This is a genomic window from Ruegeria sp. HKCCD7628 (assembly GCF_057221005.1).
The window spans coordinates 182,358-200,446 of record NZ_JBWVBA010000003.1 but is presented as its reverse complement, the minus strand read 5'-3'; the positions used below and the strand labels follow the sequence as shown (position 1 = coordinate 200,446).

Below are 18,089 nucleotides of genomic sequence, written 5' to 3'. Positions count from 1 at the left end.
CCGGCAGAACGCTCCACTGGGCGAAATACTGGTTGGCGAAGGTTGGGTGGACAGGCAGGTTGTCCTACATGCACTGGCGGAACAGTCCGGGCTGCAAATCGCGGATTTGGATCTTTTTCCCGCGGAAAGTGACGCGTGCCGCCTGAAACCCGTGGATTTCTGGCTACAGAACAATGTCGTCCCATGGAAACACGTTGGTCCGATCCTTTTGATAGCGACATCTCGGCCCGACCATTTTGATACGGTACGCGCTGCATTCAAAAACACAGATTACACCGTAATACCTGTCCTAGCGCCGGCCGAACACATTGACCGGGAAATCGCTCGTGTACATTCAAGCCACCTTGCACACGCCGCAGAGGTTCGTGTCCCCGCTGAACAAAGCTGCCGTTCATGGACGCTAAACGCGCGGATGAGGCCTGTTGTCGGCGTGATCACCATTGCGTTCCTGTTCACAGTCTTCCCCTCTAGTGGATTAGCACTTCTAGTCACCTTAGCGACGCTCTCGCTAATCTTGTTCATGGTGCTTCGCGTCGCGGGATTGATAGCCTTTCTAACGAAACCTCAAAACGACCACGACATTGACGACAAACATACGTCAGTTGGCAAACGGCCGTGCGTCTCGATCCTAGTCCCTCTGTACAAGGAGCGCGAAATCGCTAACGCTCTGATCAGACGGTTGCATCGTCTGACCTATCCCAAAGCGCTGCTGGACGTCATTCTTGTGCTAGAGGAATCCGACGAGGTCACGCGTACTGCGCTTTCCAGTGTCGACCTGCCCAGTTGGATCCGGATAGTTGAAGTCCCCGCATTGAACGGGCTGACGACAAAGCCTCGCGCCATGAACTACGCGCTGGATTTTTGCAGAGGTGATATCTTGGGGGTTTGGGACGCCGAAGATGCACCGCAGCCCGATCAACTTGAACGCGTCGTTTCCACATTCGCGCGCATGGACGAGGACGTAGTCTGCGTTCAGGGCGTACTGGATTATTATAATCCCAGAACAAACTGGCGCTCGCGCTGTTTTACGATCGAGTACAGCAGCTGGTTCCGCGTCATATTGCAAGGAATTGCCCGCATGGGTCTGGTCGTTCCGTTGGGGGGCACAACCTTTTTCTTTCGACGCGACAAGCTGGTCGAACTGGGTGGGTGGGACGCACACAACGTCACCGAGGATGCCGACCTTGGGGTAAGGCTCAGCCGCGCTGGATACCGGACCGAGATGGTCGACACCACCACGTTTGAAGAAGCGAATTTCCGCGCCTGGCCCTGGGTCAAGCAAAGGTCGCGCTGGCTCAAGGGGTTCATGGTCACTTATCTTGTGCACATGCGCGCGCCGTTGCGCCTGCTTAATGATCTGGGGTTAAAACGGTTTCTGGGCGTGCAGGCGTTTTTTCTGGGTACAGTTGGACAGTTTCTACTGGCCCCGGTCCTGTGGTTGTTCTGGCTGACAACCCTTGGTCAGCCCGGCCCGCTGGATCAGATCCTGTCAAACAATGTCATTTTCGGTCTTATTCGTCTTTTCGTCGCCGCCGAGATCACCAATCTGGTCGTCGGCAATCTGGCTGTAGCAGCCAAGGAAAGACGTTTTCTGCTGCCCTGGGTTCCCACCATGCCCTTGTATTTTCCGCTGGGCGTTCTGGCGGCCTACAAAGCCCTGTGGGAGTTGGTCAGCAATCCTTTCTTCTGGGACAAAACACAGCACGGACAGGCCGGAGAAGACGTGAAACTGCCCTGACGCTTAGGCTTCACGCCGAACGGCATCCTGTTTCAGACGAGTCATGAAGGCGACCGAGATATGTTCCTTCAACGCGCGTGCGGCGGCCTCTTCGTCGCGTGCAGCGATAGCCTCGACGATTGCCTTGTGTTCACTTTGGGCAATCTCTCCACGCCCGCGAACAGCCAGCGAGGTCGTTGCCATCAACGCCATAGTGCGATGCACCAGGTCCAACTGCTGCACCAGATAGCGGTTATGCGAGGCCAAATGGATTTGCTCATGAAACCGACGGTTGGCGCGCGACAGCGCGGTGGGGTCATCGACCAGCGCATCATCGGCGGCGACCATATCCTGTAGTACCCGGATTTCCTCTTCGGTCGCATGCTTGGCGGCCAGGCTTGCGGCCAGCCCTTCCAACTCGCGTCGCACCACATAAAGTTCAGCCATCTGGTTATGGTCCAGCGAAGCTACGATCAGCGAACGCCCGTCCCGTTCCAATAGCGATTGCGTCTCTAGCCGCTGCAATGCCTCACGGATGGGGGTGCGCGACACGCCAAACCGTTCGGCAAGCTCGCTTTCCACCAGCCGGTCGCCAGGCTTGTAAACGCCCACATCAATCGCTTCGAGTATCAGGCTATAGGCGTCTTTGGACGGCTGTCTGGATTGTGGCATCGGGTGGTTCATCTCCTGGTTCGAACATGTCTATCCGCCTCCGGCCCTTCGGATCAAGTGCGGCATTGAAAACCAACTCGCCACGCCCTAAACCCAACCCCATGGTCAAACCCGCCTTTTCCCACGTCACCCAATGGGTGTTCGATCTGGACAATACGCTTTACCCGCCTCACATGCGCCTGTTTGATCAGATCGAGGTGCTGATGACCGACTACGTGGTGCAGGCCATCGGCGTCGACCGGGCTGAGGCGGATCGGCTGCGGTCGCACTACTGGCGCGCATACGGCACCACGCTGGCCGGGTTGATGGCCGAGCATGATCTGGACCCCGACCCTTACCTGCACGCGGTTCATCAAGTTGACCTAAGCCATATGGACCCCGACGCCGAGCTGGCTGATCACATTCGGTCCCTGCCCGGCCGCCGGATCGTCTATACCAACGGCAGCGCACCTTATGCCGAGCGCGTTTTGGCAGCGCGCGGCCTCAGCGGATTGTTCGATGCGATCTACGGGGTAGAACATGCGGGCTATCGCCCCAAGCCCGAACAGGCCGCGTTCGAGGCGATCTTTACCAAAGACGGAATCGACGCTCAAAAGGCTGCCATGTTCGAAGATGACCCACGCAATCTGGCCGCTCCGCATGCGATGGGAATGCGCACTGTCCACGTCGCGCCCGAGCCGCACAGGGCCGATCACATCCACCACCACACCGACGACCTGACGTCATTTCTGGCCCGCCTGCGATAGGCTGTCACACTGCGACCATCTGTGTATTTCGCGGGTGCAGCATCGCCCCTATATGCGCCTCAGCGACGAACAGAATCGAGAAACCCATGAGCGCGATCGAGGCCCCTCGGCGCCTGCCCATCTGGCAGCGCCTGTTGTTTGCAATTCCCCTGTTTGGCTGGATGGCCAAGGACGTCGCCCAGAGCGACGGCGACGATTGGGGTTATACAGCCCTGGCGATCTTCAGCATGTGGGGGTGTTCCATCCTGCTATTCGGCCTGCCGGGTCTCTACATCCCTGCCGTGATGATGGTGCCGGTGATGTTCCTGATCCTCATCCTGATTTCACGCGGGTGACATACGGGACAGGATGTCACTTGGCACGCCGCGTGGAACCGCACTAGGTTCTGCCCAAACGGAGGCCAAGCCCATGACAGATAGCTGTGACATCCTGATTTCCGGCGGCGGAATCGCCGGGTTGACCGCTGCGGCGGCATTCGGAACAGCCGGGTTCGACGTGATCTGCGTCGACCCCACCACTCCGGTGACGGAACGCGATGTGGATGGCTCCGACATGCGGACCACGGCCTTTCTGCAACCGGCGCACGGTCTTTTGGATCAATGCGGGCTTTGGGCGCGGCTGGACGAGCATGCAGCCCCGCTGCAGATCATGCGCATCGTGGACGCGGGCGGAGATTTGCCCGAACCTCGCGTCGTGCGTGATTTCAACGCCGCCGATATCTCCGACCAGCCCTTCGGGTGGAACCTGCCCAACTGGTTGCTGCGGCGCGAGATGGTGGCGCGTTTGGCCGAACTGCCCAACGTGGATTTCCGTCCCGGCACTGGCACGGTCAGCCTGTTCACTCGCACCAATGAGGCGCGCGTGGGCCTGAGCGACGGCAGCCGCATCCGATGCAAGCTAGTGGTCGCCGCAGACGGGCGCAGCTCCCCCATGCGCGAGGCGGCGGGGATCGGTGTCCACACCACCCGCTATGGCCAAAAGGCGCTGGCCTTTGCCGTCAGGCATCCAGTCCCGCACGAAAATGTCTCGACCGAGATCCACCGCTCGGGCGGGCCGTTCACGCTAGTCCCCCTGCCCGACTGGCAGGGTCAGCCTTCGTCAGCGATTGTGTGGATGGAGCGTGGGCCGCGCGCAGCTGAATTACTGAACTCTGATCCCGACGCGTTCGAGGCGCTGATGACCGAGCGTTCGTGCGGATTGTTCGGGCAGTTGAAACTGGCTTCGCGCCGGACGATCTGGCCGATCATCAGCCAATCGGCCGAGCGTCTGTCGGGCGAACGCATCGCCCTGATGGCCGAGGCCGCCCATGTGGTGCCACCCATCGGCGCGCAAGGATTGAACATGTCACTGGGTGATCTGCGCAGCCTGTTGGATCTCGCGACAGCCCGCCCCGAGGGGCTGGGCGACGCGCAGATGCTGGACGCCTATCACAAGTCCCGCCACGCCGAGATAGAGATGCGTGTTAAAGGCATCGATCTACTTAACCGCGCCTCGATGATCGAGGCACGACCGCTGCGTGATGCGCGGGCGATGGGGTTGAATGCGCTTTATTCCCTGCCGCCGGTGCGCAAGACGCTTATGCAGATGGGCCTGGGTGTGCGCTGATCAGCACCTAGATCACCTGATCCAGCACCCGCTTCAAACGCGCGATCGTGCCATCCACATCATAGAGCTTGTCCAGCCCGAACAAGCCCAGACGGAAAGTACTGAACCCCTCGGGCTCATCACACTGCAGGGGCACGCCCGCCGCAATCTGCATCCCCAAAGCCGCAAATTTCTTGCCGTTCTGCACTTCGGCATCGTCAGTGTAGCTGACAACAACGCCCGGCGCTCCGAACCCATCAACCGCGACCGAGACAAGGCCCTTGTCCTTCAGCATCGCCCGAACACCATTTCCTAGTGCCCACTGAGCCTCGCGCAGTTTTTCAAACCCATAGTCGCGGGTCTCGACCATCGTGTCGCGGAATTCCTTCAGCGCATCGGTGGGCATGGTGGCGTGATAGGCGTGCCCGCCCGCCTCATACGCTTGCATGATCTGCCGCCATTTCTTGAGGTCCACGGCAAAACTGTCAGAACTTGTTTCCTCCAGTCGCGCCTCGGCGCGCTCTGACAGCATAACCAGACCGGCACAGGGCGACGCGCTCCATCCTTTTTGCGGAGCCGAGATCAATACATCCACGCCCGTCGCTTTCATATCGACCCAAGCACACCCAGAAGCGATGCAATCAAGCACCATCAAAGCACCGACCTCATGCGCCGCCTCAGCCATGGCCTTCACATAATCGTCCGGCAGAATAACCCCCGCCGAGGTTTCCACATGCGGGGCAAAAACCACATCCGGGCGTTGATCACGAATGGTCGCCACAACCTCGTCTATCGGTGCAGGTGCGAAAGGGGATGGGCTGGAATTCCCGGTTTGCCGCGCCTTGAGCACGGTGGCCGAAGCCGTCAACCCTCCGGCCTCGATGATCTGGCTCCAGCGATACGAGAACCAGCCGTTACGTACGACGACCACATTGGCGTTGCGGGCAAACTGCCGCGCGACAGCCTCCATCCCATAGGTGCCGCCGCCGGGTATGACAGCCACACCATCTGCATTGTAGACGTTCCTCAGCATGTCAGAAATATCCAGCATGACCCGTTGAAACTTAGCCGACATATGGTTCAGCGAACGATCGGTGAATACCACTGAAAACTCTTCAAACCCATCTGGGTCAACTGTGTCCAAAAGCGCTGCCATGAGTGTTCCTTTCAAATAAACCAGCTGACCAACCAGTTGGGCCAGTTCGGATCAGCGGCAATGTAACCTTCAAAATTGACCCAAGGGAACCCAGTAACTTCAACAAAAAATTTACTTTTTTGGGTGGCAATAGATCAATAAATGACGCCAATTAGTGTCACCAGCTCTTTACACTCATACGTGTTTCTGACCAGATACATTCACTTTACGGAAGAAAGGTATTTCCTAACGTGACGGCGCCTAAGCGGATCAGTTTTCAAGTTGTTCGGGACGAGGTGAAGCGGAGGATAGAAACCCGCATCTGGCCGCAGGGAGCGTTGCTGCCCACCGAAACGCAGCTTGCCGAGGAATTCAACTGCGCGCGCGCGACCGTCAACCGCGCGTTGCGAGAACTGGCCGATCAAGGCTTTGTAGAGCGCAAGCGCAAAAGCGGAACGCGGGTTAAGAAAGAACCCAGCAAACATGCCAAACTGGAGTTTTCACTGGCCCGCCAAACGGTCGAAAGACAAAACTCCACTTACAGGTATTCGCTGGTAGAACGAAACGTGGTCGATAGCCCGGGTTGGCTGGCATCGCAAATGAGCGTGGCTCACGATGCACGCGTTCTGCACGTGATCTGTATGCATTACGCCGACAACCGTCCCTTTCAGCTAGAGGAACGCTGGATCAATATCGCCGCGGTACCAGAGGTCGAGTTTGCAGACCTGAATGAGCATGGCCCGCATGAATGGCTGTTGAAGGCCGCCCCGTTTACCGAGGCCGAGGTCGCCTTTTGCGCCGTCTCGGCGGATGGTCGCCTTGCCGAATTCATGGGGACCACGACCGGGGCGTCAATGATACAGCTTGAGCGTACGACATGGCGAGATGGTCAACCGATGACTTTTGCGCGCATGACGCATCATCCCGGCTATTGCATCCGTACCAAATACTGATCAGCCAATCGGACCCGGCAACCTTTCTTCGCTGAGCAGAACGTTGGCCTCGACATCCCCGGCGCCCGGCAGAGTCATGATACGGCGACGCAGCACGCGTTCGAAATCGGCAAGATCGCGCGCGACAACTCGAAGGCGATAGTCGTAAAGCCCCAGCACATGCTCGACCGTTTGCACTTCGGGGATGGCGCTGACGGCACGTTCGAAGTCTTCCAAGCTGATTTGCCCTTTCCGAGCCAGCTTTACCCCAAGAAAAACCGTAACCCCGAACCCAAGGGCTTCGGCGTTCAGGCGTAGCCGACGCCCCTTGATCACACCGGCCTGCTCCAGTCGTCTAATGCGGCGCCACGTCGCTGGCTGAGACAGGCCCAGCTTTCGCCCCAGGGCTCCGGCGCTCTGACCGGCATCCTGCACCAGTGCCCGCAGGATTTTGCGGTCAAGTTCGTCCAGTTCAATCATACCGGCAACACCAGATCACTTTTGACGCGCGCTATATGCATCAGCGCTTCAATATCCGCGATATGCGGCAGCGTCAGAATCTGTTCCCGATAGACCTGCTGGTAATGCGACATGTCCCGCGCCAGAACCGAGAGCCGTACATCAACGCGCCCCAGAAAGGTCTGTATCTCGATGACCTCTGCCACACCTCGAGCTGCCGCAGTGAATTCATCAAAGGCGCGGGATTGCGTCTTGTCCAGAGTAACCCGCAAAGACACTTCAACTGCATATCCAAGCGCGGCCCAGTCGATCACGGCCTCTTGCCCTTGAATTATCCCGGCCTCGTGCATTTTTTCCAGACGTCGCCAGCAGAGGCTGGCGCTGATCCGGCTTCGCTCGGCCAATTCCGAAGTCGCCAGACTGGGGTCCGCCTGCAAATGACGCAGAAGACGCCGGTCAATATCGTCGAGCATGATTTTTTCCATTATCTGACTGAATACGAATAAATTCTCATCTGAGTGTGAGAATTTCAAGAAAAATGCCATCGCATTCCCCATCGCAAGCCAGTAGAACCATCCGCAATCGAAAACAGAAAGGACCGGCGACATGCGCGTCTATTACGATCGCGATTGCGACATCAACCTGATCAAAGACAAGAAAGTGGCAATCCTGGGCTATGGCTCGCAGGGCCACGCCCACGCGCTGAACCTGCGCGACTCGGGTGCGAAGAACCTTGTTGTGGCGCTGCGCGAAGGCTCGGCCTCGGCCAAGAAAGCCGAAGCCGAAGGTCTTACCGTGATGGGTATCGCCGAAGCCGCCGCCTGGTGTGACCTGATCATGTTCACCATGCCCGATGAACTGCAGGCCGAAACCTACAAGAAATACGTGCATGACAACATCAAGCCCGGCGCGGCCATCGCGTTCGCCCACGGCCTGAACGTCCACTTTGGACTGATTGAGCCGAAAGAAGGCGTCGACGTCATTATGATGGCCCCCAAAGGGCCCGGCCACACCGTGCGCGGCGAATACGTCAAAGGCGGCGGCGTGCCCTGTCTGGTAGCCGTCGACAAAGACGAAACCGGCAAGGCCCTGGAAATCGGTCTGTCCTATTGCTCGGCCATCGGCGGCGGTCGCTCGGGCATCATCGAGACCAACTTCCGCGAAGAATGCGAAACCGACCTGTTCGGTGAGCAGGCCGTTCTGTGCGGTGGTCTGGTCGAACTGATCCGCTGCGGCTTTGAAACTCTGGTCGAAGCCGGTTACGCGCCCGAGATGGCCTATTTCGAGTGTCTGCACGAAGTGAAGTTGATCGTGGACCTGATCTATGAAGGCGGCATCGCGAACATGGATTACTCGATCTCGAACACGGCTGAGTACGGCCAGTACGTCACCGGCCCGCGCATCCTGAAATACGACGAGACCAAAGCGCGTATGAAAGAAGTTCTGAACGACATCCAACAGGGTAAATTCGTTCGCGACTTCATGCTGGAAAACGCCGTAGGCCAGCCGACCATCAAAGCGTCGCGCCGCGCCAATGACGAGCATATGATCGAGGAAACCGGTGCAAAACTGCGCGCTATGATGCCCTGGATCTCGGCCGGCAAAATGGTCGACAAAGAAAAGAACTGATCCCCACGGGATCACGCGAAAGGGCGGCCTTCGGGTCGCCTTTTTTGTCCCAATCGGAGGCCGCGCATGGTCGATCAACCCACATCCCGCGACTGGAGCGGCGTCATCGCACTTGGCCTGATATGGGGTGGCACCTTCATGGTCGTGTCTATGGCGTTGGAAGGGTACGGCCCCGTCACGGTTGCAACCGCGCGAACCACTTTGGGGGCAGTCACTTTGTTGGCAATGATGGCTTTGACCGGTCGCAAACTGCCTGCGGGCGATGCCAGGCTGTGGTTCTTTATTGCGATCATCGGCCTGTTATCGACCGCGTTGCCCTTTCTGCTGCTGAGTTGGGGGCAGCAATATGTACCTTCGGCCTTTGCAGGGCTGTCGATGGCAGCGATCCCGCTAATGGTATTGCCACTGGCGCATTTCTTCTCGGACGAGCCGTTAAATCTGCGCAGATTTCTGGGCGTATCGCTGGGTTTTTCCGGGGCTTTGGTGCTGATCGGCCCAGGTCTGGCGCAGATCGGACAAGGGGCTGAACCCCTAGCGCAACTGGCCTGTATCGGGGCAGCACTCTGCTATTCCTGCGCGTCGATCTTCACCCGACGTTGTCCACCGATTGATCCGGTCGCGTTGGCGGCGTTGTCGCTGATGGTCGGGGCGGTTTTATTGTTGCCCGTCATGCTACTGACCGAGGGCGTCCCGCAATGGCAGGGCACGCGCCCTGGCCTGGCAATCATCGCACTTGGTCTGCTACCCACCGCCTTTGCCACCCTTTTACGCGTGTCCATCATCCGCAGCGCGGGGTCAGTGTTCCTGACGCTGGTCAACTATCAGGTGCCCATTTGGTCGATGGTCTTTGGTGCGTGGATTCTGTCCGAGGCGTTGCCACTGAGATTCTTCATAGCGCTGGCCATGATCCTCACCGGGTTGGCCATCAGCCAATGGTTCAGCCTGCGCCGGATGCTGATCGGGCGTTAACCAGCCACAGCCTCGACCTCGGCCACGATGCCGTCGACGACCTGCGCCAGAAGCGCGTCATCCTCGCACTCGGCCATCACACGGATCAAGGGTTCCGTCCCCGATTTACGGATCAGCAAACGGCCCTGTCCGTTGAGCCGCGCCTCGGCATCAGCAATGGCAGCCTGCACGCTGGCGACTTCCAGCGGAGTTTGACCTTCACCATAGCGCACATTCTTCAGCAGCTGCGGAACCGTCTCGAACTGTACGGCCAATTCCGAAGCTTTACGGCCCGAATGCACCATCTCGGCCAGGAAATGCAGCCCGGCCATCAGCCCGTCGCCCGTGGTGGCATAGTCGCTCATGACGATGTGGCCCGATTGTTCTCCGCCCAAGTTGAAGCCGCCTTCACGCATCCTCTCAACAACATAGCGGTCGCCGACCGCCGTTCGTTCAAGGCGCAGACCCAACGCGGTCAAGTGCCGTTCCAGCCCCAGATTCGACATAACCGTCGCAACCAGCGCTCCGCCCTGCAAGCGTCCCGCCTTTGACCAACTGCCAGCAAGCAGCGCCATCAACTGGTCGCCGTCAGCCACCTTGCCATGTTCGTCAACCATCACCACACGGTCCGCGTCGCCGTCCAGGCAGATGCCGACATCCGCGCCATGGGCCACCACAGTCTCGGCCGCCAACTGGGGTTTGGTCGAGCCGCAATTCAAGTTGATGTTCTTTCCGTTTGGCGCAATCCCCACAGGGATGACGTCCGCCCCCAATTCCCACAACACTTCCGGGGCTGTTCGGTGTGCCGCACCATTGGCGCAATCGACCACCACTTTGAGGCCGTCCAGCCGCAGATCGCGGGACAGAGAGGACTTTACTCGCTCGCCATATCGAAAGCGGGCATCATCAACGCGTCGCGCACGGCCAATGTTCTGAGCTTGAGCGGGTTTGACACCTTCTTCAATCAGACGCTCGATCTCAATCTCGGCCTGATCCGATAGCTTGAACCCATCGGGGCCAAAAAACTTGATCCCGTTGTCTTCGGCCGGGTTGTGGCTGGCCGAGATCATCACGCCTAGATCCGCCCGCATCGACCGGGTCATCAACCCGACCGCAGGGGTCGGAACCGGCCCCAGTAGCAAAACGTTCATACCGGTCGAAGTCAGCCCCGCCGTTAGCGCGTTTTCCAGCATATAGCCTGACAGACGCGTGTCCTTGCCGATCACGACGCGATGTGCGCCAGACTGGTCACGACGGAAATACCGACCTACGGCTGCGCCAATGCGCAGGGCCATTTCGGCCGTGATCGGATGAGTATTGGCAGTGCCCCGCACCCCATCGGTTCCGAACAGCTTGCGCATTGATATGTCTCCGTCGTTTCTTGCCTGCGACCGGATTACCGGACGGCAGCCCACAGACGCAAGGCCTGAGCGGTCTCAGCCACGTCGTGAACCCGCAGGATCTGCACCCCTTGTGCCAGACCGGCCAACCCGACTGCAATCGAACCCGGCGCACGGGCGTCCTTGCGCGTCTCTTTGCCGATCTGTCCGATGAACCCCTTGCGCGATACGCCCAGTAGTATCGGACAGCCCAACCCGTGAAACAGGCTGAGATTGCGCAGCAGCGTCAGGTTATGGGCCTCAGTCTTACCAAAACCAATGCCGGGATCGACGATGATTTGGTCTCGACGCAGCCCGAGGACTTCGAGGTTCTGTACCTGCTGGCCCAAAAAATCATACACGTCCAGCAGCACGTCATCATAGCGTGGTTCATCCTGCATCGTGGCGGGATCGCCCTGCATATGCATGACACAGACCGGCGCGCCAACCCGCGCACAAAACGGGGCCAGATCTGGATCGAAGGTAAAGCCCGAGACATCGTTGATCAGCCCCGCGCCTGCCCGCCACGCCGCTTTGGCAACGCTCGCTTTGCGCGTGTCTATCGAGATCAGTGCCTGCGTTTGTTCTCGGATCGCTTGGATCAGAGGCTCCGTCCGGGCGATCTCTTCATCTTCCGGGACGAAAGCGGCCCCGGGCCGGGTAGATTCGCCACCAATATCCAGGATCGTCGCATCCTGCGCGACCATCTGTTCGGCCGCACGGCGTGCAGACTGGACTGAGTTATGCATCCCACCGTCCGAGAAACTGTCCGGAGTGGCATTGAGGATACCCATGATCTGAGCCCGATTCATGTCCAACCCCGCTATCGGCGCGCGAGGATGGGACAGAGGTTCCAGGATATCGTCGGGCATGTCCTGTGCCGAAACAATAGAAGAGCATTCCGAGCGACTCAGCCGTTCCGCATGGGTAAACCAAAGCGCCTGCCCCGCCAAAGACACGGCGCCATCGGGACGCCGCGCGCCGTTCTGGACCAGCGGACGGTAATAGGTTGTCACAGTTGCGCCTGCTCCACAGAGATTGCTCGCAGTGGTGTTTCAGGATCGCCCGGCAACGCACCACCGATGACCATCATCTCGCTGGCTTCGAACGTCGCTGCAAACCAAGCCGCCAGCGCCACGGCGTCCGATGGCGCAGCCGAAGGGCCATCAACCGCGTCCAGAACGATCTTGGACGGTGCCCAGACGCAAATCTGCCCGTTTTTCATCGCCCAATCCAATTCCGTCCGCGTCGAGACGACGACGCAGCGGTGATCCCGTGCAGCCAGAACCCAGGCGTTTTGCTCGATCGCCAGCAAGTCAATCCGGCGTTGAGTCATCGCATGTCCCGTTTGCGGAACAGCCATGTCAGCTGCACCCACACACAGGATCAGCGGGCGCTGACGATTTTCCAACTGATCGATCCATCCAGTCAGGTTGCCCGACGCAATCGCCTCATTCGATAGAAAGACCAGACGGGGATGCGGGCGTTCTTCTTCGACCACATCATGGTGCACTGCGTCCTTACCGCGCACAATCTCGACACCCAGAGCACCGGGACCCCGATCCAGTTTTTCGATGCGAACAAAAGCCCTTACAGCCTGTGGCTCTAGCAAAATACGTTCTGCCACCCGGTCGGCCAGTGTTTCCAGAAGATTCAACCTTTCAGCAGCCAGTTCAAAGGCGATCGCCTCGGTCACACGATCGTAAGACAAGATGCGGTCAACATCATCGTCAATCGGGTCTGTCAGTGGCCGCACCTCAACCACAATGTTAAAACAAACCCGCTGCGTTGTGCCGCGTTCAGCCTGAAAGGCACCGATCTCGACCTCCACAATATGATCCCGCAACGAAATGCGATCCAAGGGACCTCGGGTCGCAGTAGCCTCGGAACGCTCCGAAGGATGCGCGAAGGCAAGGCGGATTTCAGAACTCATGGTTCGGACCTTTTCGGGCTTTGGGACTGATCTGCCCAAATTAGACGTTGCGGGCGCGTATAGCACCGCAACAAACGCCTTTCCAGCCATCGAATGCGTCGTCAGGTCACGCGGAACCAACTCATCATACCCGATGCGGCATGACCCAGCATGTGACAATGCAACAGCCAGCTGCCCGGATTGTCTGCAACCAGAACAACCTGGCGCGATTGCCCGCGCCCCAAAAGAACCGTATCGCGCCACGGACCAAGGCTGCCATCCGACAGAACGATGCGAAAATGATGACCGTGCATGTGCATCGCATGAGGAAAGGCGGTTTCGTTGGCAAACTCAATCCGATGCGTTTCGCCCAATCGCGCGTCCAAAAACGGATCCTTTGGGCGCTCGGCATACCCGTTCAGCGCCCAGAAACGACCCAGCTGCGCCAGTTCCTGTCCTGACAACTCGGTCTCGCCCAGTTTGGCTGAACTTAACCAACGCATCGCGCCGCCTTGCATCGACATCCGATGCAAAGGCGTATCCTCGACAGAGATTTCAGGCAGCGGATTGGGTGGTAGCGCCGCGATACCGGTTCGCACCGCCCGGCCTGGGCCAGATACATCAAAACGCACAAGGCCAAAGCCCCCGTCCCGCTCAAAACTCACAAGGCTGGCGGTCTCGGACGCGGAGGCACGCACGTCTACGATCATGTCTGCCCGTTGCGCCGGACCCAGTGGGAAACGATCGGTTATCTCCAGCGGAGTTTCCAGCGGCATACCGTCCAGCGCAACGATCCAACCGGTCAGCCCATCTATGCCCAGATCAAATATTCGGGCGTTGGATGCATTGATCAGGCGCAGGCGCAGACGCTCGGAAGCTCTGACTTTATACGAAGGGTCGAACTGACCGTTGACCGTAACGATATTGCCCAATCGTCCGGCATGGCTGAGATCATGCCCGTTGTCGAAATCATTGGTGATCTGGGCTGTTTCAGCGTCCAGCCGCCAGTCATCCAGCATCAGCGTCAGATCACGATCCACGTCGGGTTTATCGGATTCCTCGATGATCAGCGGGCCATAAAGTCCACGCGCCACCTGTTCGATTGTGCGGTTATGGGAATGATACCAATACGTCCCGGCGTCAGGCACGGCGAAATCGTAGTCGAACGTGGATCCGGGCTCGATGACGTCCTGCGTCAGGCCCGGCACACCGTCCATCGCATTGTCAATCCGGATGCCGTGCCAGTGAACCGACGTGGCCTGAGGCAAAGCATTCGAGAGCTGGCGCTGCACACGCCCACCCTGCGGCACACGGATTTCCGTGCCGGGTACAGTCCCGCCAAAGCTCCAAACCGGTGTTTCCGGAAACTCGGACGGCGCGATCTGCTGCACGGCTTCGCGTGCCACAAGTTGAGGATACGCGGCCAGACCCACTTTGGGAAACGCAGATAGCGCGGCAGACGCGCCCAGGAATTGTCGACGATTCAAAAACATTGCGGGCCTCCTGGCACGCAACATAGATCAAAAAACGCCCCGCGCCATTCAGCTTCCAGCGCGGGTGCGTCAGTTAGTTACTCGCCGTGCGATGTTTGTGCCGGTAGAAAATGTGCACGCCGATCCGTGCGGTTTCCGTATAGACACGCGCCCAAGAGGGCCGAACGGCTGTTGTGTGGTAGTGAGTGGCACCTTCGGTCAACGCAGGCACGTCACCGTCGATGGCCGCACGTGCGACTTTCGAAACACGTTCATAGGCTCTTTTCTCGCGGATTACTTCCTTGCGGCCATCACAGGTATAGGTGAACTGGCACTGGTATTTCTTACCTGTCCCCTGCTTGATCACTCCGCACAGCGTATCGGGAAAACGTCCGCTGTCGACTCGGTTCAGGATGACCTCGGCCACGGCAAACTGTCCGCGCACACTTTCGCCACGCGCCTCGAAGTACAGTGCTTCGGCCAGGCACTTGAAGTGCTCGTCCCCAGTGGCCTTGGGCTGTTGATCCAGCCAGTTCTTTGAGTAGGATATTTTTTGTGGTTCAGCCGCCTTTCGGGGCTTGAACAAATTCAGGTATTCGCGGAAGTTTTGACCGGGCAGTTCAGTCCGGGCCACAAGTTCACGCTTTGCAGTATCGGTGGCTTCCCTCTCAGCGACGGAAACACTTGGCAGCACGGTTGCTGCCATCGTGGCAACAGCCATTATGTAACGTAGCATTCAGATAACCTCGCAAAGGCACATGATGCGCCAAACCCTCCCCCGGCGGGCGCGACGAGGCTCATACCGAATTGAATCGGAAACGTCCAGTTTTGTCGAAAAAAGCAAGTGGAAAATCGCCGTTACGTCAAAAATAACCCACGGCGAAGCTTGTTGTTTCCTACTATTCTTAGGGTTTCAGAAGGCTGTCAACCCCCAAGTCTGGACGAAATCGCCAGTTGAGCGGCAGCCAGCCGAGCCACAGGCACCCTGAAGGGAGAACATGAGACATAGTCGAATCCCAGATCTCGACAAACGGCGATTGATTCGGGGTTTCCACCGTGTTCACCGCACACAGACAAGGTCACGTTAGGTTGCGATTGCCGCCCCCTCTCGGCCCCGAGCTTGAGCAGTTCCCCAACACCGTCCGCATCCAATACATGGAACGGATCTTCGGCAAAGACACCTTGTCGGACATAGGCGGACATAAACCGCCCCGCGTCATCGCGCGACAGCCCGTAGGTCATCTGGGTCAGATCGTTGGTTCCGAAACTCAAGAACGAGGTCTGTGGCGCGATCTCATCTGCGCGCAGGCAGGCGCGCGGTGTTTCGACCATCACACCCAACCTGTATTCGAATTCCTGCCCGCGCTCGGCCGCAACCGAAGCCGCAACAGAGTCGATCCGCGATTTGACCAGCTCAACTTCGCGTTTCGCGGAAACCAGCGGGATCATCACCTCGGGCACGACAGGTTCGCCATTTTTGCTGGCTTCGATCGTCGCCTCAAAGATCGCGCGGGCCTGCATGTCATAAATCTCGGGCACAGTGACACCCAAGCGGACACCGCGCAGCCCCAACATGGGGTTGTATTCCGTCATCGCCGCCACGCGACGTTCAACATCCGAGACCGGGAGGTCCAGCGCTTCGGCCAATTCGCGTTGACCGCCGCGTGTGGTGGGCAGGAATTCATGCAAAGGCGGGTCGAACAGGCGGATACAGACGGGCTGCCCTTCCATAATCCGGAACAGTTCGACAAAATCCTCGCGCTGCATCGGCAATAGACGTTCCAGAACCGCCTCGCGACCCGATGAGGTTTGCGCAAAGATCATCTCGCGCATGACAATCAGGCGGCTGGGATCAAAGAACATATGCTCGGTCCGGCACAGCCCAATGCCCTGCGCCAAAAAGTTCCGCGCCGTCTGCGCGTCGGCAGGCGTATCGGCGTTCGCGCGAATGGCAATGTCGCGCTCAGCGTCGGCCCAGGCCATAAGTGTCTGAAAACAATCATCCAACGCCGCTTCCAGCATCGCAGGTTTCCCAGCAAGGACTTGCCCTGAACTGCCATCGATAGTCAGTGTGTCTCCGGTTTTAAACACACGTCCGTCAGGTGCAGTCAACATCCGTTTCTTGGTTTGAAAACGCATCTCGGACGCACCGACAATACAAGGCAGACCGAGACCCCGACCAATAACGGCCGCGTGACTGGTCATCCCGCCTTTTTCAGTCAGAACCGCGACGGCCGCGTGCATCCCGCGCACATCCTCGGGCGCGGTTTCACGTCGCACCAGGATACACGGCTCTCCACGAGCAGCGCTGGCCTGCGCTTCGGCGGCGGTAAACACCATTTTGCCAGTCGCGGCGCCGGGGCTGGCGGCGATTCCGGTCGTCAGAACATCTCGCTTCGCCTCGGGGTGGACCTGACGGTGCAGTAATTCGTTCAGCGAATGCGGATCAACCCGCATCACCGCCTCTTGCGGTGGAATGATACCGTCTTCGGCTAGTCGCACTGCAATCCGCATCGCGGCCCGCGCGCTGCGTTGCACGCGAACACCGTCCAAAATGTGGACATGGCCGTTTTCGATCACGAATTCGACCTGCATTTCCTCGCGCAGCTTGATCCGCATCAGCGCGGCATGCGCCTTGAGTTCCGCAAAGGCTTCGGGCGCCACTTCCTCGAGCGACTTACCGCGCGGATCCTTTTCCAGATAGAGCGCAGCAACACCCTCGCCCAACGCATCACGGCCCTGGCTCTGGCTCAGGTATCGCCCGGTCAACTGAGGCATCCCAGTCGTAGGTTCCACCAATTGCAAAACACCCGAGCCGCACTCACCCTGACCGACACCCGGGATCATCTCCTGAATGACGAGGCCCAATCCGGCATCCACAGGCGCACCTTTAGCCTGTCGCAGAAGGCGTGCCGAAGTCCCATCCCATGCTCGTGCCATCGACCGTAAAACGGCGACAAGTTGCTCGCCGCGATCCTGCGGAAAGGTTTCGTCCGTTTCATCTTCGTAGGCACGCAGCGATTGTTGCAGACCTTCGCGCCCATCGGCGTCGATATCATCGAACACGTCTGCATCCAACCGCGCGACGTGAACCGCGTAGCTTTGCACGAAACGCAGATACAGGGCGGCCGCAGCCTCGACGCCCATCGAATCCGACAGGTCCACATATCGCGCATCATTCATTCCGATATTCAGGATCGCACCTGGACCGCCCCAATCAGGGTCCTCGGAGCTGGGTCGCACGCACAACAGTGTCGATTGGTCGAACTGCTCAAGAATAGCGTCGATATCAGGGACCTGTCCCTTGGCGATTGCCTGAACAGCATCAAAGGATAACGCCACTGTGCGCGGCACCGGTAATTCCAGACGGACAAGCCGTTGTAGACATTTCGCGCGGCCACCATGCGACGCCGTGGTGACAGGCGCGGTGGATGTGATCAGCGTGGTATGCGGGTTATTCTGCACTGCGGCACCTTTTGGTTTGACCGCAGCATAAGCCCCTGC

General features: G+C 58.8%; 17 protein-coding genes and 1 pseudogene. 8 read left to right on the top strand and 10 right to left on the bottom strand.

The genetic code is table 11. The annotated features are described in order from the left end of the window. Positions 1-46: 46 nt before the first annotated feature. Positions 47-283, top strand: a pseudogene (locus tag AC2TAD_RS09500) (GspE/PulE/PilB domain-containing protein); the annotation flags it as partial. 129 nt (positions 284-412) lie between these two features. Then, complete coding sequence (locus tag AC2TAD_RS09495; RefSeq protein ID WP_480867577.1) at positions 413-1,738, top strand: glycosyltransferase; 1,326 nt, start codon at positions 413-415, stop codon at positions 1,736-1,738. Positions 1,739-1,741: 3 nt separating this feature from the next. On the opposite strand, the gene AC2TAD_RS09490 is transcribed toward AC2TAD_RS09495, so the two are convergent. Further along, positions 1,742-2,389 (bottom strand): GntR family transcriptional regulator, encoded by a 648-nt coding sequence (locus AC2TAD_RS09490; protein WP_170352816.1) that lies wholly within the window; start codon positions 2,387-2,389, stop codon positions 1,742-1,744. Positions 2,390-2,490: 101 nt separating this feature from the next. Here AC2TAD_RS09490 and AC2TAD_RS09485 point away from each other — a divergent pair, with 101 nt between their 5' ends. The 3 genes from AC2TAD_RS09485 (at position 2,491) to AC2TAD_RS09475 (ending at position 4,740) form a co-directional block, all read left to right on the top strand. Continuing rightward, a complete protein-coding gene (locus tag AC2TAD_RS09485; protein WP_480867575.1) occupies positions 2,491-3,135 on the top strand; it encodes a pyrimidine 5'-nucleotidase in 645 nt (214 codons plus the stop codon). Between the two features lie 86 nt (positions 3,136-3,221). Then, entirely contained in the window at positions 3,222-3,470 is a 249-nt protein-coding gene (locus AC2TAD_RS09480) for a hypothetical protein (protein ID WP_170352814.1), read from the top strand. Between the two features lie 73 nt (positions 3,471-3,543). Further along, positions 3,544-4,740 carry a UbiH/UbiF family hydroxylase gene (locus AC2TAD_RS09475; RefSeq protein ID WP_480867351.1) on the top strand — a complete coding sequence of 399 codons (1,197 nt, stop codon included), beginning with the start codon at positions 3,544-3,546 and terminating at the stop codon, positions 4,738-4,740. A gap of 7 nt (positions 4,741-4,747) precedes the next feature. Here the strand turns inward: AC2TAD_RS09475 and AC2TAD_RS09470 are convergent, their stop codons facing one another. Next, positions 4,748-5,875: an aminotransferase class V-fold PLP-dependent enzyme gene (locus AC2TAD_RS09470; RefSeq protein ID WP_480867350.1), complete on the bottom strand. Its 1,128-nt coding sequence runs from the start codon at positions 5,873-5,875 to the stop codon at positions 4,748-4,750. 230 nt (positions 5,876-6,105) lie between these two features. Between AC2TAD_RS09470 and AC2TAD_RS09465 the strand changes: the two genes are divergently transcribed. Further along, a complete protein-coding gene (locus AC2TAD_RS09465; protein ID WP_170352811.1) occupies positions 6,106-6,807 on the top strand; it encodes a histidine utilization transcriptional repressor HutC in 702 nt (233 codons plus the stop codon). On the opposite strand, the gene AC2TAD_RS09460 is transcribed toward AC2TAD_RS09465, so the two are convergent. Further along, positions 6,808-7,266, bottom strand: coding sequence for an Lrp/AsnC family transcriptional regulator (locus AC2TAD_RS09460; RefSeq protein ID WP_170352810.1), 459 nt, complete (start codon positions 7,264-7,266; stop codon positions 6,808-6,810). It lies immediately after the preceding gene. Then, positions 7,263-7,718 carry an Lrp/AsnC family transcriptional regulator gene (locus tag AC2TAD_RS09455; RefSeq protein ID WP_170352809.1) on the bottom strand — a complete coding sequence of 152 codons (456 nt, stop codon included), beginning with the start codon at positions 7,716-7,718 and terminating at the stop codon, positions 7,263-7,265. Before AC2TAD_RS09455 ends, AC2TAD_RS09460 begins: the two co-directional genes overlap by 4 nt. A gap of 133 nt (positions 7,719-7,851) precedes the next feature. Here AC2TAD_RS09455 and ilvC point away from each other — a divergent pair, with 133 nt between their 5' ends. Beyond that, the gene (ilvC, locus tag AC2TAD_RS09450) at positions 7,852-8,874 is read left to right on the top strand and encodes a ketol-acid reductoisomerase (protein ID WP_170352808.1); all 1,023 of its coding nucleotides are present in this window, start codon (positions 7,852-7,854) and stop codon (positions 8,872-8,874) included. Positions 8,875-8,940: 66 nt separating this feature from the next. Next, positions 8,941-9,843, top strand: coding sequence for a DMT family transporter (locus AC2TAD_RS09445; protein ID WP_170750655.1), 903 nt, complete (start codon positions 8,941-8,943; stop codon positions 9,841-9,843). Here AC2TAD_RS09445 and glmM read toward each other — a convergent pair. From glmM to AC2TAD_RS09415, 6 genes are all read right to left on the bottom strand, one after another. Continuing rightward, positions 9,840-11,183, bottom strand: a complete 1,344-nt coding sequence (glmM, locus tag AC2TAD_RS09440) for a phosphoglucosamine mutase (RefSeq protein WP_480867348.1) — start codon at positions 11,181-11,183, stop codon at positions 9,840-9,842. The two genes, AC2TAD_RS09445 and glmM, sit on opposite strands and share 4 nt — an antisense overlap. Before the next feature lie 35 nt (positions 11,184-11,218). Next, positions 11,219-12,217, bottom strand: coding sequence for a dihydropteroate synthase (gene folP, locus AC2TAD_RS09435; RefSeq protein WP_480867346.1), 999 nt, complete (start codon positions 12,215-12,217; stop codon positions 11,219-11,221). Then, positions 12,214-13,134: a dihydroneopterin aldolase gene (locus AC2TAD_RS09430; protein ID WP_353393198.1), complete on the bottom strand. Its 921-nt coding sequence runs from the start codon at positions 13,132-13,134 to the stop codon at positions 12,214-12,216. Before AC2TAD_RS09430 ends, folP begins: the two co-directional genes overlap by 4 nt. Positions 13,135-13,235: 101 nt before the next feature. Continuing rightward, a complete protein-coding gene (locus AC2TAD_RS09425) occupies positions 13,236-14,606 on the bottom strand; it encodes a multicopper oxidase family protein (protein ID WP_480867345.1) in 1,371 nt (456 codons plus the stop codon). A 73-nt stretch (positions 14,607-14,679) separates the two neighbouring features. Further along, positions 14,680-15,321, bottom strand: coding sequence for a cell wall hydrolase (locus tag AC2TAD_RS09420; RefSeq protein WP_170352802.1), 642 nt, complete (start codon positions 15,319-15,321; stop codon positions 14,680-14,682). A 188-nt stretch (positions 15,322-15,509) separates the two neighbouring features. Next, positions 15,510-18,050, bottom strand: coding sequence for a putative PEP-binding protein (locus tag AC2TAD_RS09415; RefSeq protein WP_480867343.1), 2,541 nt, complete (start codon positions 18,048-18,050; stop codon positions 15,510-15,512). Between the last annotated feature and the right edge of the window lie 39 nt (positions 18,051-18,089).